The organism is Streptomyces sp. NPDC043896, assembly GCF_056435605.1.
The window spans coordinates 37775-60351 of record NZ_JBWKEE010000015.1 but is presented as its reverse complement, the minus strand read 5'-3'; the positions used below and the strand labels follow the sequence as shown (position 1 = coordinate 60351).

The following is a 22577-nucleotide window of genomic DNA, read 5'->3' as shown; positions in this document are numbered from 1 at the left end:
ACGACCCAGGACTCGATGCCGTGCACATCACGCCCAGCCCCGGCGCCGCGCGCCATGACGACGCCGGCTGGTCCACCATGGCCCACCAGTACCTGCCGCACGCCTGGCGTCCGATCGCGGTGCCGGTCACCTTCCTCTACCGCTGCAGCCGCCCTCTGCAGGTCCAGGCCAGCTTCCACACCCCGCGCGGCAGCGACATCGTCTGGACGCTGGGACGGGACGTGATGGCCACCGGGACCCGCACCTTGGCCGGCGGCGGGGACGTCCTCGTCTGGCCCACGCAGACCACCCCGCACCACGGCCGGGTGTGGCTGCGGCTCGGTCCCCATGAAGGCCATGCCCTCCTCAGCGTCGACCGAGCCCGCCTCTCGGCCTGGCTGACCACGACGTACGCCCTGGTACCGCCGGGCACGGAGGAGCACCACCTGGACTGGTCTCCGATCGAGCACCTCCTCGCCAACCCCTGAACGGGCGGGCGAAGAGGCGGCATGACGGCCCGGATCCGGGGAAGGCGGCGCTCGTCCGAGAGGAGGTCGCTCAAGAGCGGGAACGAAGCCCGGGGGACGAGGCGCATCAGCCGGCACAGGGCGCCGAGCCCGGCGAATCGCAGCCGGACATGGAAAACGCCCTCGGCGAACCGGACCCGGACCACACCCTGGACACCGGCTGCTCACCGCCCGGGCGGCCGCCTGCGTTCGCCCGGGTACGGCATCACCGCCGCCGAGAAGCCGTTCCCGGCGAGGACCTGGCCGCCGCCGACCGGGACGGCGCGGCGACAGATGACACGTGCCCGTCGGAGGCGTGCCGGTGCGCGGCGCGGCGTTCCTCCAGCGGCGGTCAGCCGGGCCAGGTGCCGGTCACGCGCCGGGTGGCGGCTGCCCCGCCGCGGTCGACGGCGGCCTTGACCACGGCGAAGACCGCGCCCTGAAGGGCCGCGGCGGTCAGCACTTCCCGCCAGGTGCGGTCCTCATCCGTGGCGTCCGGCGCATCGTTCTCTCGGCTGATCATCTTCCAAGCCTGCTTGAAGGCCGTGCCGGCCACCATGCCGCTCAGGGCACCCAGCATGAGCCCGACGGGCTTGTAGGCGATCTTGGACGCATTCATCTTCGCCTCCGGTTCCACGGTCGCGGCGGTCGTCAGGAGATGTCCTCCGGCGCGCCTACCCGGGAACGCGCCGTCCACTCGCCTTCGGCGGTTCCGCAGGATGCCCGCCCGCGAGCGCACGCCGCCGATCCCGTCCCACGTCAGACGGGACAGGCCCGCCCGAACAGCTGCGACGGCCGACGACCGCTGATGTGACACTGGGGGAGTGGCGGACGACGAGCACCGGACGGGACGGCGTCTGGAGCGGACCATCCTCGACCTCCTGGACCGCCGTGGGCCGGGCGCCACGATCTGCCCCTCGGACGCCGCACGGGCGGCGTACGGAGGGGACGACGACGGCTGGCGCGCGCTGATGGACCCGGTGCGCCGCGCGGCCCGCCGGCTGGTCGCGGCGGGCGAGGTCGAGATCACCCAGGGCGGCCACCCCGTCCGGCCGGACGAGGCCCGGGGCCCGATCCGCATCCGCCGCACCCGCTGACACCCCGACACGACGCCCGCTGGCCGACCCCGGTGTGCGGCACCACCGTGCCTCTCCGAGCCATTGCGCCCCGTACACCCCAGAACCGCCGAACCGACGGCGGAACGGCCGTGGAACTTTCGTCCAAGACAAGACCGGCGGCTTAAGCGAGCCTTTGGGTATGTCCAGACACGACGCGGGGGACGCACCCCCGGAGCGCACTGCATCCGACCGCTGGGAGGTGGCCCGCCCCCTGGGCGGCATGTCTCTCGACGGCGTACGGATGGCCGGATTCCGGGACCGCATGGCCGGCGGGCTGCGCATGCGCGTGCTCCCGCAGCCCGCCGTGATCGTCGTCATCGGGCTCGGAGCCGGACCGCTCACGGTGGAGAACGCCTCCGGGCAGCGGCCACTGAGGGGTCTCGTCGCCTCCCTGGCGCCGGGTCCGGCCCGTATCCGCGGCGAGGGCGTCGAATGCGTCGAGGTGGCGTTGTCACCCAGGGCCGCCTATGCCCTGCTGGGCGTTTCCCCGCTCGAACTGGACGGCTCCATCACCGGACTCGAAGACCTGTGGGGGCGGCACGCCCGGCTGCTGCGCGAGCAGCTGGCCGACACCGCGTCCTGGCAGGAACGCCTCGCGCTCACGGACGGCTTCCTCAGACGGAGGGCCGCAGGAGCGCCACCCATGGCGCCCGAGGTCGCCGCCGTCTGGGACGCCATCGTGGCCGGCCGGGGCCGAGTGCGGGTCGGTGACCTGGCCGCGTCCTGCGGATGGAGCCGCAAGCGCCTCTGGGCCCGGTTCAGCTCCCAGGTCGGCCTGACCCCCAAGCGCGCCGCCATGCTGGTCCGCTTCGACCACGCCGCCCGGGCGCTCCTCGCGGGCGAACGCGCCGGCGACGTCGCCGTGGCGTGCGGATACGCCGACCAGCCCCATCTCCACCGCGACGTCCAGGCCCTCGCCGGGTGCACGCCCGGCGCGCTGGCCGGCCTGACCGAGTCCACCGAGCCCTGACCGGACCGACCGGTGATCGGTCGGATCGAAGGAAGGAAGCAAGACCCGTGATGAACACCGAGATCCGAGCGGCACAGACGGCGGCGGGCCGGGAACTCGTCGTCCAGCTCGCCTGCGGGACCATGGCCGCACACACCCTGCGCGCGGCGGTCCGCCTGGGAGTCGTGGAACTGATCGGCGACCAGCCGCGCACGGCTGCCGAGGTGGCCGCCGGAGCCGGGACCGCGCACCAGCCCATGACACGCCTGCTGCGCGCCCTGACCGCCCTCGGCCTGCTCGCGGAACACACCCCCGACACCTTCTCGTTGACCCCGGCGGGAGCGCTCCTCGGCCCCGGCCACCCCGACTCCCTCGCGTCGTTCGTCCGGATGTTCACCGATCCGGCGATCGTCCGCGCCTGGGAGCACCTCGACACCAGTGTCCGTACGGGGGAGATCGCCTTCGACACCGTCTTCGGCACGGACTTCTTCAGCCACCTCGCCCGCCACCCCGAGCTCTCCACCGACTTCAACGCGGCCATGAGCCAGGTCACCACCGAGACCGCCGGCGTGCTGCCGAGCGCCTTCGACTTCAGCCGGTTCGCCTCGGTCACGGACGTCGGCGGAGGCAGCGGCACCCTCCTGGCCGCCGTCCTCGAAGCACACCCAGGCCTGGCCGGCGTCATCTTCGATACCGCCGACGGCCTGGCAGAGGCCGGGAAGACACTGGCGCGGCACGGGCTGGAGCAACGCTGTTCCCTCGTCGCCGGGGACTTCTTCGAATCGGTCCCGCAGGGCTCGGACGTGTACCTCGTGAAGAGCATCCTGCACGACTGGACGGACGCCCAGGCGGTCACGATCCTGCGCCACTGCCGCCGGGCGCTGCCGCCCGGCGGCGTCGTCCTGATCGTGGAGCCGGTCCTTCCCGAAGTCGTCGGCGCCGAGGACGCGGGCACCTACCTGAGCGACCTCAACATGATGGTCAACGTCGGCGGCAGGGAACGCACCCGCGAAGACTTCGAGGAGGTGTGCCGCCGGGCGGATCTGCGCGTCACGTCGGTCACCCCGCTCGCGGGGGCCGCCCCGTACTCCCTGATCGAGGCCGTGGCCGACTGACCACATCACGCGCGGCGCGCACCGCCCCCAGCCCGCGAACCACCCCACCGCAAGACTCAAGGCCGTCGCAGGCTCCGACCGTGAGGAGTCCACCGCTCCCCACCGACCACCCCTCTCCCGGTTGTCCCGGGCCGGGGTTCCGCCGGCGACATTCTTCCGACAGGAGATCCCAGTCGGCCGCTCCCGCGGGACGGTCGGGCCCTGGGGTCAGATCGTGACCGGGCCGTGGGCGGTGGCGAACTCGACCGAGACCAGGCCCGGTTCCTCGTCCTCGACCCAGGTCACGTCGATCTGGTCGAGGGGATGGTCGGCCGGTTCGCCGAGGAATTCGGCGATGGAGGCGGCGTCGCCGGCGATGGAGACCCCGTGGATGGTGGTGGAGGTGCGGGGGCCGGCGCTCGGTCGCTCCTCGCTGGGGACCAGCCACTGCAGGAAGTAGGGCAGTTGCGGGTCCTCCAGCAGTTCCAGCAGGCCGATCTGCTTCCACCTCAGGTCGAACCCGTCGGGCCGGACACGGTGCCCCTCGGACGAAGTGCGGCCAAGGCGGGCTTCGACCGGGGCGATGTCGTCGACGGAGACCACCCAGCCGAGCCAGCCACCGCCCTCGGCGGCGCGCCGCGCGACCGCCTGGCCGAAGGGCGCGCGGTCGGCGGCGGGGTGGTCGAGGGTGGTGACGACCTCGACGTAGGTGCCGCCGCTCAGCGGGAGAATGAAGTTGCGGGTGCCGAATCGCGGGTGCACGCCCCCGTCGACGAACCCGGCTCCGAGGGCCGATCCGATCCACTGGACGGTCGAGACGAAGCTGTCGCGGGCCACCGCATAGGACACGTGATCAAGTCGCACGGCGCCATCGTCGCCCGACGACCCGCACACATCCCGACGCCACGCCCGCCGTCCCGGCCGCGCCCGCCGCGGATTCAGCCGTGCGGCGGATCGCCACGGTCATCCCGGCGGGGGAGGCCCGCCCGAAGCCAGGCAGCAGCGCTGCCGCCCTCCTCGCCGGCGGTGAGGGAGCCGTGGCGGTGGAGCGGGTCTCGTCCCAGTGCGGGTACCAGCCCCGCCGGGCCAGCAGACCGGCCTGCCGGACCACGGCCTCGGAACCCAGCCCCATCGCGCCTCGCAGCCTCGCCCGCGGCCCCGATCCTCGGCAGGCACACCCGGCGCGCCCTCCTGGCTACCGGGACCGGCTGCCGAGGTCTTCGGGTGCCGTTGCGGCGGGCGGGCCGGGCATTCGGGGGACGTTCCGGCTGGTCGCGCATGTCAGCCGCCCTCTCGGCGTCGAAGATCGACTTTGGGTTCCGTGCGGTGTGGTTCCTTTGCGAAGGGAGTGTGGACGCGTGAAAGCCCTGATGCGCTCGGCCGCTGCGATGGTGACCGCCTGTTCGACCCTGGCCCTGGCTGCCTGGCCGGCCGGTGCCCAGCCGGTCTCGGCGGCGGGCCGCGCCGTGGAACGCCCCGCACTCCACCGGCCGCCGGCCGTCCCCCGTGCAGGCAGCGGTGATGTCATCGGCGCGGAGCGGTCCGCCTTCTACCTGGACGCACTGAAGCTGGTCAAGGTCGACGCCGCCGCCTGGCGGATCATCTACCGCAGTACCGACCGTACCGGCGCGCCGATCGCGGTCACCGGCACCGTGCTGGTCCCGAACGCCGCCCACACCGGGCCACGTCCGATCGTCGCCTTCGCCCCCGGCACCCAGGGGCTGGCCGACAAGTGCGCCCCCTCACGTCAGATGGCCGACGGCACGGAATACGAGGCGCTGCCCGTCAAGCACCTCCTCGACCGGGGCTGGGCCGTCGTGGTCACCGACTACCAGGGTCTCGGCACCCCCGGGGTCCACACCTACATGGACCGCGAGGCCGAGGGACGCGCGGTCCTGGACTCCGTCCGGGCCGCCCAGCGGCTGCCCGAGGCGTCGCTGCCGGCCGCCGGGCCGGTCGCCCTCTACGGGTACTCCCAGGGAGGCGGCGGCGCCGCCTCCGCGGCCGAACTCGCACCGGCCTACGCACCGGAGCTCCGGATCAAGGGCGCCGTCGTCGGCGCTCCCCCCGCGGACCTGGAAGCGGTCGCGGCCAACCTCGACGGCTCCGCCTACGGCGCGTTCTTCAACTACTCCCTGTCCGGCCTCGGCGCCTCGTACGGCATCGACATCGACCCGTACCTCAACTGGAACGGGAAGAGGATCACGAGCGACCTGCGGGACAACCAGTGCACCACCCAGGCCATCGCCAAGTACCCGTTCCTGAATTCCCGGTTCCTGACCGCCGACGGCCGGCCCCTGACCGAGCGCCTGACGTACGCGCCCTGGAAGGCCATCGTCGCCGACCAGCGGCTCGGTGTGCGTAAGCCCGCGGTGCCCGTCCTGCTGTCCCACAGCAGCCTCGACGACGTCATCCCGCACCGGGTCGGCCGGCAGCTGGCCGCCGACTGGTGCAACAAGGGGACCGTCGTGAAGTTCAGCACCAACCACGTGCCCGGCCACATCGCCGCCGCGGCGGCCACCAGCACCGAGGGCGCACCCTGGCTCGCCGACCGCTTCGCCGACAAGACCCCGCCCACCACCTGCTGACACCGGCCCCGGGCGGGGTTCGCCCGCGGGGCTTCCGGTGCACGCGCACCGGTGACAGACGGGCTCGAACGAGGAGGCCGGACACGCCCTCGCCCCGGCAGAACTCGGCGAGTCTGCCGGGGCGAGCCGGACCACAACGGTTCCCGTGCGGCCGTCGGGTCGCAGGTCCTGCCCCCGACGACCGCACGACGGCTCAGAACGTCGCGGTGCGGTCAGCAGGAGCTCGGGTCAGCGGACCTCGGTGACCCGGTGCTCCTTGCGCGCGCCGCAGTTGGAGTTGTACACCTGCACGTGCACGTTGCTGATGCCCCCGCCCCAGTCGACGCAGTGGCCCTTGCCGTACACGTAGGCCGGGCCCGCGTACGAGGTATAGCGGCCGAAGTCCTCGCCCCGCTCCCAGGTTTCGGGGACTTCGATCCAGAGGGCCATGTCGACGGCCGTACCCGGGTTGTTGCGGATGGTCGCGACGCAGTTCTTGCCGTTCGAGGCGTTGTACGTCAGGTAGACGGTGCCCAGTGAGCCGATGGCGGCCGAGTTGACGGTCTTGTAGGCGCTTCCGCAGACCTTCTGCGGCGTGGTGTTGGGCGCGGCGGTCGCGGGCGCCGCCAGCGCGGTCGTGGCCCCCAGGGCCAGCGCGGCGAATGCGGTCGTGGCAAGGACGGAACGGGTGAGTTTCATGTTTCCCCCTGGCGGTCATTGGAGTTGGTCGCTCCTGCATGGTGTGACATGCAGAACGGCGGAACGGTTGCGCACGGTCCGTAAAAAAGTGACCGCGCCGCACCTTTGCCGGAAACCAGGACCGTACGCGGCATCCGGGCCGCCCTGCCCCGGCTGACGACCACCTCGACGACCGGGAGAGCGGGCAGGCGGTCACACGGCGCCAGGAGCGCGGCGCACCTGCTCGGACGACGGCGCCAGCGGGGACGCCCTCAGTACCGCGGCTACGAGGGCGGCGGTCAAGCGCTGTCCCTCCGGTCGCCTTCCGCCGATGCCGGAGGTTCCGATTGTGTGCATCTCCGAGAGGACCTCCGGAGCGGAAGACGTACTCACGCCGTCGTTGCTAGCTTGGCGCGCCGGGTGTCCGGCGAGCGGCCGGACCGCGTGAAGAGTTCGAGTTCACGGATTCGAAGGGGCGACGACATGCAGAAGATCGCGAAGTTACTTGGTGCCTCAGGACTCGCGTTGACCGCGCTGCTGGGGACGACGACTGCCCTGGCACCCCAGGCCCAGGCGCAGGCCGCAGGGCTGACGGGTTGCACCACCTATACGGCGAACAGCGGTCACAAGGCCGTCGGTTGGTGCAGCGGCGGCGCCGGGTACTTCCGGGTCGTCGGCGTGTGCGCCAATCTCCAGGGTGCCGCCAGGTTCTACGGCAGCAAGGCGTACCGCAACAACGTCACCGAGCAGGCCTCCGTGTGGGACTGCGGCTGGGGCGGCTACGCCGAGAACCTGTATATCGAGTACCTCTAAACCGGACCGTTTCCCGGGGCCGTAACGGCGCCACCCGGATAGCGCGGTCCACGGGACCATGCGCGGCGAAGCCCCCGGCCTGATCGAAGGCCCTGCTCGCCCGGCCCCACAGAGCGAACACCCTGCACGACGGCGGCGCACGGTGTGGAGCATGTCGCCGGGAGGCCGGCCACTCCGCGGACTCCGATGCGTCGTGGCTGCCGCCGGCCGGGAGTCAGCGGTGTCGTCCGGGGCGTCTGCCCAGGAGGGCCGGGGCGGCGGCCCTGGGGCGGTCCCGCCACCCGCCCGGAGTGGGCGTGGCCTGGTCAAATCGCCGTGCGATTCCCGTCCCCGTGCGGGTGAAACCCTCCGTCCAGGTCGTCTGCGGTGCGTATCGGCGGACCAGACTGGTTGCGCCCTGCACATTTGCTCCGACCGGTGCCGGGGTGGTTCTTCGCCCCGGCCTGACAGGGGTGCTCGTGTGTGCGGGAAGGCGGGCGGATCGATGGCGAACGGCACGGTGCTGCTGGCGGTGCGGGAGGACTCCCTGGGTGGCGGGGTGAGTGCCGAGCAGTTGAGGCGGATCGGCAAGGAGTTGGAGAACCGGGGCCTGGAGCTGCGGCGGGCCGGCGACGCGCGTGACGCCCGGGCGATGCTGCAGACGGAATCGGGCATCGCGGCCGCGGTGGTGGCCTGGGACCTCCCCTCCCGGCCCGGCCCCGTCGACCGCGAGCCGGAGGGAGCGGCGGGAGCGGCGCCCGACGGGCGCCGGATGCCGACGGGCGGGGCCGAGGTGCTGGACCGGATCCGGCACCGTTTCAAGGATCTGCCCGTGTTCCTGCTGATGACCGACAGCTCCGACCACGACCTGGAGCACCTTCCCTTGTGGGTATCGGAGACGGTCGTCGGATACATCTGGCCGTTGGAGGACACCCCGTCTTCATCGCGGGCCGTGTCGCGGCCGCCGCCCGCACCTACGTGACGGACGTCCTGCCTCCGTTCTTCCGGGCCCTGAAGCGCTTCGAGGACGCACACGAGTACTCGTGGCACACCCCCGCCCACTCGGGTGGGGTTGCGTTCCTGAAGTCGCCGGCCGGCCGGGCGTTCTTCGACTACTACGGTGAGCGCCTCTTCCGTACCGACCTGTCGATCTCCGTCGGAGAGCTCGGCTCGCTCTACGAGCACAGCGGTCCTATCGGCGAGGCCGAACGCAATGCCGCCCGGGTCTTCGGTGCCGAGCGCACCTACTTCGTTCTGCACGGCGACTCCACGTGCAACCGCATGGTCGGCCACTACAGCGTCACCGCAGACGAGATCGCCCTGGTCGACCGCAACTGCCACAAGTCCGTACTGCACGGCCTGGTCGTCTCCGGCGCCCGCCCCGTCTACCTGGTGCCCACCCGTAACGGATACGGACTCGCCGGACCGCTCCCGCCCGCCGCCATCGCCCCGGACGCCATCGCCGCCCGTATCGCCGCCAACCCGTTCACCGAAGCCGCCGTCTCGCCCGACGCTCAGTACGCGGTCCTCACCAACTCCACGTACGACGGACTGTGCTACGACACCGTGGCCACCGCCCGCGCCCTCGCCCCCGTCACCCCGCGGCTCCACTTCGACGAGGCGTGGTTCGCCTACGCCCGCTTCCACCCCCTCTACGAGGGGCGCTACGGCATGGCCGTGAGCGCGGACACGCTCCCGGCCGACGACCGTCCCACCGTGTTCGCCACCCACTCCACCCACAAGCTCCTCGCCGCGCTCTCCCAGTGCGCGATGGTCTACGTCCGCCCTGCCCCGCGCGCGCCGGTGGAACACGACCGCTTCAACGAGGCGTTCATGATGCACGGCACCACCTCCGCCTTCTATCCCGCCATCGCCTCCCTCGACGTGGCCGCCGCGATGATGGACGGCCCGCAGGGCCGGTGGCTGATCGACGAGGCCGTCACCGAGGCGATCCGCTTCCGCCAGGCGGTCGTCCGCACCACCCGACGCATCACCGCCGCCGCGGACCGCCCGGACTGGTTCTTCGGCGTCTGGCAGCCCGAACACGTCACCGACCCCGCGACCGGAGGCCGCCTCCCCCTCGTTGACGCGCCCGTCGCCCTCCTGACCACAGAGCCCGCCTGCTGGAAGCTCGAACCCGGCGCCGCCTGGCACGGCTTCGACGGTCTCACCGACGGACACTGCCTCCTCGACCCCGTCAAGGTCACCCTCACCTGCCCCGGAGTCACCGCCACCGGCCAGACCCAGGACTGGGGCATCCCCGCCCGGGTCCTGACCGAATACCTCGCCACCCGCGGCATCGTCGTCGAGAAGACCGACAGCTACACCACCCTCGTCCTGTTCTCCATGGGCATCACCAAGGGCAAGTGGGGCACCCTCATGGACGCCCTGATGGACTTCAAAGCCCTCTACGACACCGACGCACCCCTCGACCGGGTCCTGCCCGCCCTCACGGAACGCCACCGGTCCCGCTACCGCGACACCACCCTGCGCGAACTGTGCACGCAGATGCACCAGCATCTCACCCGCGGCGCGTTCATCACCGCTCTTGACGAGGCCTTCCACGACCTGCCCACCCCTGTCCACCCGCCCCGCCACTGCTACCAGCAGCTCATCCGCGGCGGCACCGAACGCGTCCGCCTGGCCGACGCCGCCGGAAGGATCGCGGCGGCCATGGTCACCGTCACACCGCCCGGAATCCCCGTCCTGATGCCCGGCGAATCCCTCGGCACCCCCGAAGGCCCCCTGCTGCGCTACCTCACCGCCCTCGAAGCCTTCGACCGGGCCTTCCCCGGCTTCGGCAGCGAGGCCCACGGTGTCGTCACCGACCCTGAATCGGGCGACTACCTCATCGAATGCATGACGGCGCCCACCGGACGGCGAGCGTGGTGAGGCAACGGTCCCCAGCGGTGTGGCCCCCTGCCTGCCCGGCTACCACGGCCGGACTCACACGACGAACCGGGCCGCCCCGCGCGGTGGGGACCGGTCTGCCGGTCTGTGGGTGATTGGCCGGCCGATGGGGGTCGACGGCGCCGGATGTGGGGAATGCACCCCTCATGACCGATGACGCCACGTACGCGGCCACCACTCCTGCCCATGAGGCGGCCACCCGTCTCTACTACGACACCGGCGATGTCGATGCCTTCTATGACGCGGTCTGGGGCGGTGAGGACATCCACATCGGCGTGTACGCCCACCCGGGAGAGGCGATCGCGGACGCCTCGCGCCGCACGGTGGAGCACGCCGCGGACCGCATCGCGGACCTGCTGGGCCCGAACGCGACGGTGCTCGACCTCGGTTCCGGGTACGGAGGCTCGTCCCGCGCGCTCGCCGAGCGCTTCGGCTGCCGGGTGGTGGCCCTGGACCTCAGCGAGGCGCACAACCGCCGCCACCGCGCCGCCAACGCCCGGCAAGGGCTCGACCGTCTGATCGAGGTCGAGACCGGCTCCGTGAGCCACCTCCCCTACGAGAGCGGTCGCTTCGACGCGGTCTGGTCGCTGGAGGTCCTGTGCCACGTGGCCGACCGGGCCGGTGCGCTGCGTGAGGCGGCGCGGGTCCTCAAGCCGGGCGGAGCGCTGGTGTTCTCCGACATCATGGCCGCCGAGGGGGCCCCGGCCCAGGACCTGCGGCCCGCGCTCTCCCGGCTCGGGGTCGAGGACCTCGCCACCCCGTCGTTCTACCAGGAGCACCTGTCGAAGCTCGGCCTGAAGGCCGACTTCGAAGACCGCACCGAGCACCTGGTCACCCACTACGCACGCCTCGATCAGGAGGTACGCCGCCGCAGCGGCGAACTGCGCGAGGTCATCAGCGACGCCTACCTCGACGGACTTCTGGACAACCTCCCCCTCTGGGTCGACATCAGCCGCCGCAGCCTGCTGCGCTGGGGCCTCTTCCACGCCCGCCGTCCCGCTGTCTGAACGGGTCGAGTCCGGCGAGCGTGACGTAGCCGGTACCGCCGTCCCACCAGGAACCCTTCCTGCCGCCGTTCTTCCACACGTACGTTAAAGTGGTGCACTCGCCGGCGGTCTCGTTGCGGGTCCAGCACGGAGCCTGGGTGTTCGCGCGCTTCCACCACAGCTTGTCGGTGGTGTCGACGGTCTTCCAGGCCAGGGCCATGTCGGTGGGCACCTTCACCGTGCCCAGGTCCTGCACGGCGGAGGAGCCGGGGCGGGCCGCGGAGAAGAAGCTGTACTCCTGCAGTGTCTTCGCGTCGCTGACGACCCTCCAGCTACGGGTGGACGACGACAGGAACCTCACCCGCAGCTCCTTCACCGGCTTGCCGGCGGTGGTGTGGCAGGCGTTGAAGGTGCCGTCCTTGTACGAGGTCAGCCCGGGGTGGCCAGACGGGATTCCGGCCCGGACGCCGTGGCCCTGCCCCACAGCTCCCCGTTGGCGTTGCGGGCGACCGAGGTGACCAGCGGCTTGCCCGCGGTCTCCGAATCGACGGCGTCGAAGGCGAGCGAGCCGCGGACGCACACGCTCCCGGGTGCCGCCGCGCCGGCCGGGCCAACGGTCAGCCCGGCCGCCAGGACGCCGCCCGTGAGGGCGGTCACCCCTGCGGCGATCTTCACGGACCTGCTTCTGACACGGCGGTGAAGCGCCATGCTGGTACTCCTTCGTTACGGCCGCGGTGGCGTCGTATCCACGCGGACCGGTGCGGAGGGCGCTGTTCCCACGCCCTCGACACGGAAGACGGAGCACCGCCCTCGGGCATGACGAAAACCGTGAAAGCAGTTCCTTGCCGCGGCCGGCCTCCCGGCTGCTCGCCGACCCCACGGCGATGCAACGCGGGCACCCCGTCACCCCGTTGATCCCCTCGGCTCGAACCCGCCCACCAAGGGCCCTCGCTGCCGTGCGGGCCTGTCCGGGCTCGCAGTCGCCACCACGAGCCCGGAAGGGTTCACTGTGCCGGGCGCCGCGGGGCACTCGCCACCCCTGAGTCCCGTCCGCTCAGCGTCGCGTCCAGCGTCTCCTGGGCGAGACGCATCGCCTCGGCGTACCTCGGCTCGGACATGCGCTCCCAGGCGCGGTCCGGTGCGACGTCCTCGACCCGGCTCACCACCCACCAGATGTTGCCGAACGGATCCCGCACCCGGCCGCCACGATCACCCCAGGCGCTGTCAGCGGGCTCGGTGATCACCTGCGCCCCGTGTGCGACGGCAGCGGCCATGGCGGCGTCCGCGTCCGGGACGTAGATCCTCAGCAGCGAGGGCATCACTGGCCAGTCGGGCCGTCGGTCGAAGGCCAGGACCACCGTGTCGCCGACTCGGATCTCACCGTGGCCGATGGTGCCGTCCTCCACCGGCACCCGTGCGAGTTCCTCGCCGTCGAAGGCATTGGTGATGAAGTTGAGCAGCGCCCCCGTGTCATCGGTGACCACCCACGGCGCGACGCTGGTGTAACCCTCGGGTGCAGAGTGCCTCATCGGTCTCGTCCTTTCGTCGTCTCCCTCGCAATGTGACGACCGTAGGGCCCAATGAGGACAATGGCGGACCTAGATCGTGCGCGGACTGCTCGCGTCGGCATCAGGTACGTGCCGTTTCCCGGTGACTTGCTGACCAGCGGCGTTGTCAGAAGAGCTGCGCAGCCTCCAGAGGACCACGAGGCAGTGGACGCCTGAGGTGGCGGGGGAGGGAGCCGGAATGGGCTGATGGGGCAGGAAGCCGGAGGAGCGGGCGCGTTGGGTGCTCGATCCTCTGGGGGCCGTGGGGCCGCTGCGGTTCGGGATGGACCACGACGAGGTGAAGGCGGCCCTGGACGGCGAAGGGAACGGAGGCGGACCGCGCACGGCCGACCGATGGTGCCGGATACCGTGCGACGGCGGCTGCGTGATCGCGGTCCATGACCAGGACGGCCGCCTGGTGGCGGTCACGATTCGTCCGACCGGGCCGCGCCCCACTTCGGTTGATGACCGTAAGTACGGAAGGATCGGGGTATGCGCGGTGCGGAGCATGCGCCGTGGGGCCGGCGAACGGCGCGTCGTCGGCCGCCCCCGCCACTGCCTGCGTCGCCGACGACGACCAGGCCGGTGCCTCCTCGTGGGTCAGGTCGGCTTCCTGGTGTAGATCAGTGGCGGCCCGGGCCCGGGCCCGAGGACGCGGACGTGGTGTCGGGCGCGGTGTCGGGGGTGTAGGCGAAGCAGTCGCGGGTGCCGCTTGTGTCGAGGAGCAGGTGGAGGTGGTGGGGGAGGGGGCCGGCGAGGACGAGCTCGTGGTCGGCACGGGCGTCGAGGAGGACATGGAGGAGGGCGGTGTCGGCGAAGGTGACCTGGCTGAGGTCGACGACGGTGGCCTCTCCGTCGAGGGCGCTCAGGGCGTCGCGCAGAATGTGGGCGGTCTCCCGGTCGAACTCCCCGTGTGCGCGGACCAGGGTGTGGTGGGGCTGCTTCCAGCAGACTGCCTCGGCAGCAGGCCGGCCATCGGAGGCCGGGGTGCCGGTGCAGGATGTGACGGGGGCATCGGGGTGCCTGGCGTGCATGGCTGCCGCCCTGGGTGTGGTCCGGAGCCCTCCCCTTCCGCGCGCTACCGCGGGAAAGAAGTGCGCGGCGCAGGGGCCGCGTGATTGAGGAGGCCCGTACCGGGGTGCCCCCCGAGAGCGGGGACGCGGCAGCGCGGATATCGCCAATGGCTACCTCATACCTACCCCACTGACAGGTACCCCACCACCCGCTGTCGAACGTACGTCCTGCCATCGTGGGAGCCTGGGCGCCTGACCTGCGGTGATGATGCGGGCTCCGGCCGCAGCCTTTACCTCCGCCCGGACGCACGGGCCCCCTGGCGCGCCGGTGTGCTCGCGGTCCGGGGCCCAGGGGGCGCGAACGGTGACGGGGTAATCAGGCGGGAGCGCGCACGTGCGTGACGGGTGCGGAAGAACTAGTACACGGCTGCGGCGGAGGAGAACGACGCTTCAGAAGGGGGCTGGGCCGGGGGGTGTGCTGTCCCGTGGCGGACCGTCGGGCGCCGCTGGGTGGTGGCCGGGGCCGTCGGTCAGGCCTGCCAAAGGTGTGGGGGACAGCCCGGCGGGGTCCTCGCCGGCTTCGAGGAGGGTGTTGGCGGCTCCGACGATCAAGGGGTCCGGGCGGCCGGCCGCCGTTACGTCCTTGTTGGCGTAATCGACCCGCCACAGCAGGCTGCGCATCGCTTCCAGGCGGGCGCGGCGCTTGTCATTGCTCTTCACCACGGTCCAGGGGGCATGGGCCGTGTCCGTGGCACGGAACATCTCCACTTTGGCGGTGGTGTAGGCGTCCCACCGGTCCAGGGAGGCCAGGTCGGTGGGTGAGAGCTTCCACTGGCGCACGGGGTCGACCCGGCGGATGGCGAAGCGGGTGCGCTGCTCGGCGCGGGAGACGGAGAACCAGAACTTGACCAGCAGGATGCCGTCCTCGACGAGCATGGCCTCGAAGGCCGGGCACTGGTGGAGGAAGAGGCGGTACTGCTCGTCGCTGCAGAAACCCATGACCTTCTCCACACCGGCCCGGTTGTACCAGGACCGGTCGAAGAAGACGATCTCCCCGGGGCCGGGCAGATGGGCGACGTAGCGCTGGAAGTACCACTGGCCGGCCTGCCGCTCGCTCGGCTTGTCCAGGGCCACGATCCGCGCCCCGCGCGGGTTGAGGCGTTCGGTGAAACGCTGGATCGTGCCGCCCTTGCCCGCCGCGTCCCGCCCCTCGCAGACCACCACGACCCGCGCTCCGGTGTCCTTGACCCAGCGCTGCAGCTTCAGCAGCTCGATCTGCAGGATCCGCTTGCTCCGCTCGTACTCGGACCTCCGGATCTTGCGGTCATAGGGGTAGTTCTCCCGCCAGGTGCGAATCGGCCGTCCGGCCCCGTCGAGCAGTACGGGCTGCTCGGGCCGGCTCGCGTCCACACTCAGGCCCGCCAGCAGGGCTTCCTGCGGGTCCGGCCCGCGCCGTCCCTCCACGCTCACGCCCGGCTCATACCCCGCCTCGTCTCTCACTACCGTCCCGGTGTCGCCGGTGTCCGCGAAACCACCAAGCGGGACCGGTGGCGGCAGGGTGCGGGGCGGGCACAACAGCCGCCCGCGCACCTGACCCCCGACGCCACCCGCTCACCATCCGGCCTGTCGAGGACACCAGCCCCGCGTTCCACCGGCCCGCCCCCGTTCCCGCCACCACCACCGCTGGGCCCGCGCCGGGGCAAGCGGCCCCGACGGAGCCGGCGGTGCCTGCGCACCGGCAGCAGTCCACGCCGACGCCGTGTCAGGGGCGCGGCCGATAGCGGGCTCCGGATCCGGGAAGGGTGCCGCCCCCCGTGGATCGGTCGTCGCCCTCTGAGCGAGCTCAGGCCCCTGACACCCGCGGAGCCTCGACACCCTGCTCCACGATGCGGGGTCCGCGCCGCCGCCGCGGGGCCCACGCCGCGGTCAGCCAGACCTTCGACGCCGACAAAGCCCGCGACCCGCAGGTACGCCTTCGCACGTCCCCTAGCGCGCATAAGGAGCCGCGACCCTCTTCTCCCGGCTTCGCGCGCCCGTCGCGGCCGGTACGGCGCCTGAGGGCACGATCCGAATCCGGGCGCCGTCGCGCACAACGACAGCGCAGCCCGCACCGGCCATGTGCACCATCGAGTCAGCCGCCCCGATGCCCCTGAGGGTGACCCTAGGTCAGCCTGCCTGTCAGGTAGGGCTGTGTCCGGGTCATCACCCATGGTCGCGGGGCGGGACGGGCGGCAGGGTGGGGGCATGACACAGCGAGCGGCAGCACTCACCCGGTTCTCTTTCATCGCGGCACCCGTACTCCTCATCGTGTACGGGTCCGTACGCCTGCTGGTGGAGGGCTCCAAGGAGCCCGGCACCGCGTGGGTCGTCGGTCACTTCGCCTTCCTCCTCGGCGTGTTGTTCTTCGGGGTGGCCTGCGAGGGGCTGCGTCGCACGGCGGCCGCTACCGGCGGACCGGCCCGGCGGCGGACAGCGGGGGCGGGCGCGATCGCCGGGCTGGTCGGCGTGAGCGCGGCCGCCGCTCAGGCCGCGATCGACCTGTACGCGGGAATCCGGGCTGACGACAAGCCGGAGATGCAGGAGATCTTCGCCCGGATCCAGGACATCCCAGGGGTGATGCCGGCCGTTTACACCGTCGGGCCGCTCTTCCTCTACCTCGGAATGATCACGCTGCTCGCCACGCTCAGGGGCCCGGGCGCCATCCGCTCGGCGCTGCTCTTCGTCGTGGGCACGGCCGCGATGGCGACGAACCTGGACCTCATGCCGGTCGGCGGTCTGTGCTACCTGCTGGCTTTCGCGCCCCTGCGCCGCCGCGTGCCGGACCCGCTCGCGCAGAGCCTCTCCGGTCCGGTACCCGTCGGCGGAGCCGCGGCCTGACCACGGCACTCGGCGCGCACTGGAGAGCAACCCGAATGACCTGCGCAGGGTGCGGGGGTCGCTGGCCGAGTCGTACGAACGGCTGCCGGCGGGTCGGCGTCTGCCCAGGTGTCCCGGGCCATGCCGGTGATGGCGGCGTCGACGAGCGCGGCGGCCGGCATGGCCAGGTGACCCAGCCGCCGGGGCGCGGCGGGTGCGGAGGGTGCGGCTGGCGGGCGGTGTATCACGGCGCCATGATCCATCGAGCAAGACCAATTGAAGGCGTCGTCTAGAAAGGGGGTTCCGCGGAGTACCCGTCCTCCCTCAGGGGGACGGATGCGGTCTTCGCCCTGGCGGCACGCTGTTCGGCGACGGTGGGGTGGGCGGTGATCGCCTCGGCCGCTCGCCCTTGCTTGACCAGGACCTCGAACAGTTCCTCACGTGCTTCGACGGTGTTCAGGTCCCGCAGTTCCGCCGCGGCTTGTGCGAGGTGGCCGGCGGTACTGAGGAGGTCGGCTCTGACGAGGCGGGGGTCGTTGAACGGGTCCGGGTGGGCTTCGACCACGGCGATCGCTTCCTCGGCGCGACCGAGGCCGGCGAGGGCGAGGGCCCGCCATGCGTGGCGGAACTCTTCGTGGCCGTGGTGGGGAACCGTGAGGGGGTGGTCCAGGAGGTAGAGCAGTTCCTCGGGGCGGTCGGAAAGTGCGTGGACAAGTGGGGCCAGGAGGTTGGAGCAGTCGTACCAGCTGAAGCCGGGTTCGGCCACGGTGATCGCGTCGTCCAGCCGGCCGTCCTGGAGCAGGGTCGAGGAGAGCCAGGCCCGATACCCAACCCAGTCGTCCCTGGCGATGGCCTCACGCATCACCGCCTCGGCCTCGTCGGCCCGGCCGCGGTCGCGGAGGGCACCGGCGAAGATGTCCAGGACGGCGTGTGCGTATTTTCCGGTGGCCAGATTGCGCAGGTCGTCGAGCCGGTCGTGGCGTGACAGCAGTTCGGCATAGCCAGTCAGGGTGTTCTGGGTACCGTAGCGTTTCGCGGCTATGTCCGCACCGAGGACGCGGACTGCCTCGTCAACGCGGCCCATGCGTTCCAGCATCCGGGCCTGGAGTACCAGGGCCTGGTCGTCGGTGGACGCCCAACGGTCCTTCTCGAGCGCCTGCCGCGCGGTACCGGCGTGCGAGGCGATCAGCTTCAGTACCCGCTCATCGCGGCCCTGCCCTTCTGTGATCTCCACCAGTACCGACCGGATCCACCACCCCCCGAGATGCGGCACGAGCAGATCGATGGCCTCGTCAACACGCCCCGCTCTGACGAGCAGTTCGGCGAAGTCCCGGCACACATACTCCGAGGCACGTCCCTCCTCGTCCGGACGGACCAGATACAGGGCCTCGTTTGTCCGGCCCGCCCGCAACAGAACGTCCGCCTTCGCCCACAGGGCCGGCCGCCAGCCGAGAGCGGCGAACGGCTCCACAACTTCCACGGCCTGCGCGAACGCGCTCGCCCGGCACAACTCCTGCGCCGCGCGCTCCGCGCAGAACCACTCACCGCGATCCTTCGCAGCCCGGATCATCAGGTCCAGGTGACCGTGCTCCAGCAGGAGATCCACTTTCCGGGGAGCAAGCCCTCCGTAGTTGCCGGACTGCCATGAAAGATCATCCATGTTCACGGCTGGAAGCGTAGAGGGAGTCACTGACACCGCCGGGGTGCTGTCGCCTGAACCGGCTTTCGGCGAAGCAGTCTTCGTCTCCCGCTCCCGGGCTGATGCACGACATCATGACGACAGAGTTCAGGGGAGGTCCTCTCGGGACTCGGCCGCCAGAGCGCCTGCATGATCGCCGAGGCTGCCCAGCACCGGGGTGTGCCGCTGGAGGATCTGCTGGAGGACTAAAGGCGCCTGCTCGCTGACATGGGGTATCCACAGGCCCGTGCTTGGCGCAGGGGAGGGGCAGCCGCCCGGTACGCAGTACGGTGCTCCTGGCCGTCAGCTGGCGGTCGGCCGTGACCGGGCCGGGGGCCGCGTGGGAGGCTGGCTCTTGACGGCGCTGCAGGCCAGGAGCTCGGTTCCGGTGGCGTCGAAGTACAGGGTGAAGAACCAGGACCGGTCTGCGGCGACGATGTTGCCGGTACGCAGTTTCCCGTCACGGTGCCGAGCACGGAGGATCTCCACACTCTCGTCGAGACCGAGGGTCGTCCGGCCGATCTTGAGCGACCGCCTCAGCCTGGTCGCAGCGATGCCAAGGACCATCCACACCGGCGCCTGTCCGTCGTAGATCCTCACTTCGCCGCCGGCGGCGATGGCCTCGCGTGCTGCCTTGCAGGCACTGGTCTGGTTCTTGAGCATCGCGGTGATGCCCGGCTGCCTTGAGCTCGCGTCCTCGCCGGCCATGCCGCGACTGTAGAGGCCGAACGCACGCACTGCCACAGGATTCTGCGCCGCTCCGCGCGGAGCGGTGGCCTGCCGGACCCGTCGTCGCGGAGCTGGCGGCGCAGCCCTGTGCCGTCGAAGATTGCTCACCAGTAGGTTCGTGCATCGAAGCGGCCTGTTCGGGATGGGGGTGGAGGTGGACGGCTCGCAGAGCGCCTTCCGCCTGGAGCGGGGATGGACGGGGTTCCGTCACGTCAGCGAGGTGCCGCTACCTGGCGTTGCCCTCAAAGACTGTCGTGCCGCCTGATAGGCCACGGCCCGGGCCGCCCGCGGACAGGTCGAGGACTTCACGGAGCAGTGGTACCCGCAGAACTTCCACAGCGCGACGATCGGCACCGGTGACAGAACACACGTCGCGCTGTTCCATGTCCACTACGCGCTGATCGCCTTCACGGACGAGCGACGCTACTGGTATACGGACGAGTTCCACGACCCCCACCGCGGCGGCGGTCGGTCACCTTGCCCGCGCGGGTCTGCTGGTCCGCCTCGGCGGGGACGCCGAGTGCCCCGACGTCCACCCGGACCAGGTGGCCGCCCCCGGCCGCCGCCGGGACCTGCCGGTCCTCCTCGACCGGCACGTCCCCCTCGGCCCTAACCAGGCCGCCCGCCGGATCGGGGGTTCGCCGCGTCGATTTCGACGCCGCGGTGCGACTTGGTTTCGTCTCACCCGTGGGATCGGTGACGGTCGACTACAAGCGGCAGGGTGCGTGACCTCGGTGCCCTTGTTCAACGCCGAGGAGGTCGCCCTGCCCCCCGTCGTCCGCCCCTGGGTCGACTGGCAGGCGGGTGCGCGCCGCCCGCGCGGGAAGCCGGTCCCCGCTCGCTGGCCTGGAGTCGGTGGTCCCGGGCCGGGACTGGGTGCTGCCGGCGGAGGTGGCGCGGATGCTGGGGTGGGCCGGGCTGCGGTGGACGCCTGGCGGCGCCAGTACGCCGACTTCCCCGCCCCGTCCGGCGGCACGGACGTGCACCCGCAGTTCGACCGGTCGGCGGTGGTCGCGTGGCTGCTCGCCCACGACAAGATCGAAGTACCTGTGGGCATGCCGGCGGCCTCGCTGGCCGTGGTCGGCGCCGGCCGCCCCACGGTCCGGTTCCGCCTCGACGGCCCGCACCTGGTCCTCGCCGACGACGCGGAGGGGGAGGACGAGTTGTCCGCGATGGCGCGGCCTGGCCACTCGCTACGACAAGACGGCAGCGGCTGCGATCTTTGCCCAGGCGGACGTGCTCAACGACCACATCGCTCGGTTCCTCGAACACTACGGGTAGGCTCGCAGGTATGGGAATTGACTGGGAGAACATACTCGGCGCAAGCGGTAACGGCCTCGACGATGCCTACGACAGCGCGGTCTCCGCGGTCATCTACAGCGATGACCCGGTGGAGGACCGTCGGCCACTGCCAGTTGGCGAAGAGCACGACGACACAGACGGCTTGCGCTGAACTGAGGAAACGCCCCGGCAAGCCGCGGCGTTCCCCATCGGGTCAGTCAGTCAGAGGCGACCGAGCTCAACTATGCGGCGCGATCGCCGCCTTCACCGAACTTGTCATCCCCGCCAACGGCACAGGTGACGGCCAGCACTACGGCACGGGGGTGCTGCCGAGCACCGAGGTCACGGCCTCGGCCGATGGATGAAGGCCGAGTAGATCCGACAGGCCCACAGGGACTATCCGGACCTCGGCGACCTCCTGACCGACGCCGCCGACAGCAACGCGCACATGCGACGGGTCAACGACGGTCTCGGCTGCACACCCACGCACACGACACACCAATCTCAGCTCGACCTTTGGCAGAGAGCGGACGGGCCGGACCGGGACATCACCCCGCCCGGCCTGTCCGTGCTTTCGATACACGCCTTACTAGTGCTTTGTCAGCTGGTGTCGTAGGGCTGCGGTGGGACGGTCTGCTGGCAGGTGGGGCAGGTGCCGGTCCAGGTGGCGATGAGGTGTTGGAGGAGGTCCAGGGCCTGGTAGAGGGTCAGGCTCTGGCAGGGGCTTTTGGGCTGCTCGGCTGTTCGGTCAGGAACAGGTGGGCGGCGGTGACCAGGGTGACGTGCCGGTGCCAGCCGATGAACGAACGTCCCTCGAAATGGTCCAGGCCCAAGGCTGTCTTCAGTACGCGGTAGTCGTGCTCGATCCGCCACCGGGACTTCGCCAGCCGCACGAGGTCTTTGGCGGGGATGTTCGCGGGCAGGTTCGAGATCCAGTACTTCACCGGTTCCGCCTCGCCCTCGGGCCACTGCGCGATCAGCCAGACCAGACCGATCGTGCCGTCCTCGGCAGGCTTGGGCCGCCGGCCTGCGAGGCGGACCCGCAGGAGGACGAAGTGTGAGCTCAACGCTGCTTTCGAGCCCTTGCGCCAGGTCACGGCCCGGCCCCGCCGGCGTCCGGCGGCCGGCACATGCTCGCGTAAGGAGACCGGCCGGGTGCGGTAACGGGGCAGCGTCTCGGGGCCGGGCCCCGAGTAGGCCGCCTGATGCGGCACCGCTTCCTCACCGTGGGCGGTCATCTCGCCTTTCACCTGCAGGACGTAGGCAAGTCCACGGTCTTCCAGACCGCGGCGGAAGTCGGCGTTCGCGCCGTAGCCGGTGTCGGCGACCAGCGCGGCGGGCCGCAGACCGATCCCCGACAGCTCGTCCAGCATCTCCAGGGCAAGCTGCCACTTCGGGCGGTGATGCTCGTCCTGGGGGATCCGGCAGGCAGCCCGGCGTGCGGCCGCCTCGGGTCTGTCCCACGACTGTGGCAGGAACAGCCGCCAGGACAACGGGCACGAGGCCGTGTCTGAGGCGGCGTGGACACTGACGCCGATCTGGCAGTTGCCGACCTTGCCTAGGGTGCCGGAGTACTGCCGGGCCACCCCGGGCGAACAGACACCGTCCTTGGGGAAACCGGTGTCGTCCACCACCCACACCTCAGGGCGGACCACGGCCACTGCCCGCCAGGCCAGCCGGGCCCGCACGCCGGCGACCGGCCAGGTCGAGGACGTCAAGAACTGCTGCAACCGCTGATGGTCCACCCCGAGACGTGCGGCCATCGGCTGCATCGACTTCCTGCGGCCGTCCAGCAGCAGACCCCGCAGATACAACTGGCCCTTCTCCAGCCAGTCCCGCCGCACCAACGGCGCGAACACCTCCGAAGCGAACTCCTCCAACCGGCCCCGAACCG

The 22577-nt window shown here is 71.2% G+C and carries 22 protein-coding genes and 1 pseudogene; 12 read left to right on the top strand and 11 right to left on the bottom strand.

The annotated features are described in order from the left end of the window. Positions 1-20 precede the first annotated feature (20 nt). On the top strand, positions 21-467 hold the full coding sequence (locus tag AC069X_RS22330; RefSeq protein WP_478730614.1) for an SsgA family sporulation/cell division regulator: 447 nt from the start codon (positions 21-23) through the stop codon (positions 465-467). Positions 468-837: 370 nt separating this feature from the next. Here the strand turns inward: AC069X_RS22330 and AC069X_RS22325 are convergent, their stop codons facing one another. After that, positions 838-1104, bottom strand: coding sequence for a DUF4235 domain-containing protein (locus AC069X_RS22325; RefSeq protein ID WP_478730777.1), 267 nt, complete (start codon positions 1102-1104; stop codon positions 838-840). A gap of 205 nt (positions 1105-1309) precedes the next feature. On the opposite strand from AC069X_RS22325, the gene AC069X_RS22320 reads away from it, so the two are divergent. From AC069X_RS22320 to AC069X_RS22310, 3 genes are all read left to right on the top strand, one after another. Further along, entirely contained in the window at positions 1310-1582 is a 273-nt protein-coding gene (locus AC069X_RS22320; RefSeq protein ID WP_478730612.1) for a DUF3253 domain-containing protein, read from the top strand. 160 nt (positions 1583-1742) lie between these two features. Next, on the top strand, positions 1743-2573 hold the full coding sequence (locus AC069X_RS22315) for a helix-turn-helix transcriptional regulator (RefSeq protein WP_478730611.1): 831 nt from the start codon (positions 1743-1745) through the stop codon (positions 2571-2573). A gap of 50 nt (positions 2574-2623) precedes the next feature. Further along, positions 2624-3667, top strand: coding sequence for a methyltransferase (locus AC069X_RS22310; RefSeq protein WP_478730609.1), 1044 nt, complete (start codon positions 2624-2626; stop codon positions 3665-3667). Positions 3668-3874: 207 nt separating this feature from the next. On the opposite strand, the gene AC069X_RS22305 is transcribed toward AC069X_RS22310, so the two are convergent. Continuing rightward, positions 3875-4510: a VOC family protein gene (locus tag AC069X_RS22305; protein ID WP_478730607.1), complete on the bottom strand. Its 636-nt coding sequence runs from the start codon at positions 4508-4510 to the stop codon at positions 3875-3877. Between the two features lie 494 nt (positions 4511-5004). Between AC069X_RS22305 and AC069X_RS22300 the strand changes: the two genes are divergently transcribed. Beyond that, the gene (locus AC069X_RS22300; protein WP_478730605.1) at positions 5005-6234 is read left to right on the top strand and encodes a lipase family protein; all 1230 of its coding nucleotides are present in this window, start codon (positions 5005-5007) and stop codon (positions 6232-6234) included. A gap of 228 nt (positions 6235-6462) precedes the next feature. Here the strand turns inward: AC069X_RS22300 and AC069X_RS22295 are convergent, their stop codons facing one another. Beyond that, complete coding sequence (locus tag AC069X_RS22295) at positions 6463-6912, bottom strand: spore-associated protein (RefSeq protein ID WP_478730603.1); 450 nt, start codon at positions 6910-6912, stop codon at positions 6463-6465. A 462-nt stretch (positions 6913-7374) separates the two neighbouring features. Between AC069X_RS22295 and AC069X_RS22290 the strand changes: the two genes are divergently transcribed. The 4 genes from AC069X_RS22290 to AC069X_RS22275 all read left to right on the top strand — a co-directional run bounded on the left by AC069X_RS22290 (position 7375) and on the right by AC069X_RS22275 (position 11600). Beyond that, on the top strand, positions 7375-7704 hold the full coding sequence (locus tag AC069X_RS22290) for a hypothetical protein (RefSeq protein ID WP_478730601.1): 330 nt from the start codon (positions 7375-7377) through the stop codon (positions 7702-7704). 484 nt (positions 7705-8188) lie between these two features. Beyond that, positions 8189-8665, top strand: a complete 477-nt coding sequence (locus AC069X_RS22285) for an Orn/Lys/Arg decarboxylase N-terminal domain-containing protein (protein WP_478730599.1) — start codon at positions 8189-8191, stop codon at positions 8663-8665. Continuing rightward, positions 8662-10575, top strand: a complete 1914-nt coding sequence (locus tag AC069X_RS22280; RefSeq protein WP_478730597.1) for an Orn/Lys/Arg family decarboxylase — start codon at positions 8662-8664, stop codon at positions 10573-10575. The genes AC069X_RS22285 and AC069X_RS22280 overlap by 4 nt, the downstream gene beginning before the upstream one ends. A gap of 164 nt (positions 10576-10739) precedes the next feature. Further along, positions 10740-11600 (top strand): SAM-dependent methyltransferase, encoded by an 861-nt coding sequence (locus AC069X_RS22275; protein ID WP_478730596.1) that lies wholly within the window; start codon positions 10740-10742, stop codon positions 11598-11600. On the opposite strand, the gene AC069X_RS22270 is transcribed toward AC069X_RS22275, so the two are convergent. The 5 genes from AC069X_RS22270 to ppk2 all read right to left on the bottom strand — a co-directional run bounded on the left by AC069X_RS22270 (position 11542) and on the right by ppk2 (position 15609). Next, on the bottom strand, positions 11542-12063 hold the full coding sequence (locus AC069X_RS22270) for a hypothetical protein (protein ID WP_478730594.1): 522 nt from the start codon (positions 12061-12063) through the stop codon (positions 11542-11544). The genes AC069X_RS22275 and AC069X_RS22270 overlap by 59 nt on opposite strands. Beyond that, positions 12009-12254 carry a hypothetical protein gene (locus AC069X_RS22265; RefSeq protein ID WP_478730592.1) on the bottom strand — a complete coding sequence of 82 codons (246 nt, stop codon included), beginning with the start codon at positions 12252-12254 and terminating at the stop codon, positions 12009-12011. The genes AC069X_RS22270 and AC069X_RS22265 overlap by 55 nt, the downstream gene beginning before the upstream one ends. Positions 12255-12583: 329 nt before the next feature. Continuing rightward, positions 12584-13108, bottom strand: coding sequence for a VOC family protein (locus AC069X_RS22260; protein ID WP_478730590.1), 525 nt, complete (start codon positions 13106-13108; stop codon positions 12584-12586). 641 nt (positions 13109-13749) lie between these two features. Beyond that, positions 13750-14160, bottom strand: a complete 411-nt coding sequence (locus AC069X_RS22255; protein ID WP_478730588.1) for an STAS domain-containing protein — start codon at positions 14158-14160, stop codon at positions 13750-13752. A 429-nt stretch (positions 14161-14589) separates the two neighbouring features. Next, a complete protein-coding gene (gene ppk2, locus AC069X_RS22250; protein ID WP_478730586.1) occupies positions 14590-15609 on the bottom strand; it encodes a polyphosphate kinase 2 in 1020 nt (339 codons plus the stop codon). A gap of 774 nt (positions 15610-16383) precedes the next feature. Here ppk2 and AC069X_RS22245 point away from each other — a divergent pair. Continuing rightward, entirely contained in the window at positions 16384-17016 is a 633-nt protein-coding gene (locus tag AC069X_RS22245) for a hypothetical protein (RefSeq protein WP_478730584.1), read from the top strand. Between the two features lie 268 nt (positions 17017-17284). Here AC069X_RS22245 and AC069X_RS22240 read toward each other — a convergent pair whose 3' ends face one another. Then, a complete protein-coding gene (locus AC069X_RS22240) occupies positions 17285-18655 on the bottom strand; it encodes a tetratricopeptide repeat protein (protein WP_478730775.1) in 1371 nt (456 codons plus the stop codon). 321 nt (positions 18656-18976) lie between these two features. Beyond that, positions 18977-19381, bottom strand: a complete 405-nt coding sequence (locus AC069X_RS22235; protein WP_478730582.1) for a hypothetical protein — start codon at positions 19379-19381, stop codon at positions 18977-18979. A gap of 1312 nt (positions 19382-20693) precedes the next feature. On the opposite strand from AC069X_RS22235, the gene AC069X_RS22230 reads away from it, so the two are divergent. Then, complete coding sequence (locus tag AC069X_RS22230; RefSeq protein WP_167346444.1) at positions 20694-20855, top strand: hypothetical protein; 162 nt, start codon at positions 20694-20696, stop codon at positions 20853-20855. A 76-nt stretch (positions 20856-20931) separates the two neighbouring features. Beyond that, positions 20932-21200: pseudogene (locus AC069X_RS22225) on the top strand (GNAT family N-acetyltransferase); the annotation flags it as partial. Between the two features lie 190 nt (positions 21201-21390). Here AC069X_RS22225 and AC069X_RS22220 read toward each other — a convergent pair. Further along, positions 21391-22563: an IS701 family transposase gene (locus AC069X_RS22220; RefSeq protein WP_478730581.1), complete on the bottom strand. Its 1173-nt coding sequence runs from the start codon at positions 22561-22563 to the stop codon at positions 21391-21393. Between the last annotated feature and the right edge of the window lie 14 nt (positions 22564-22577).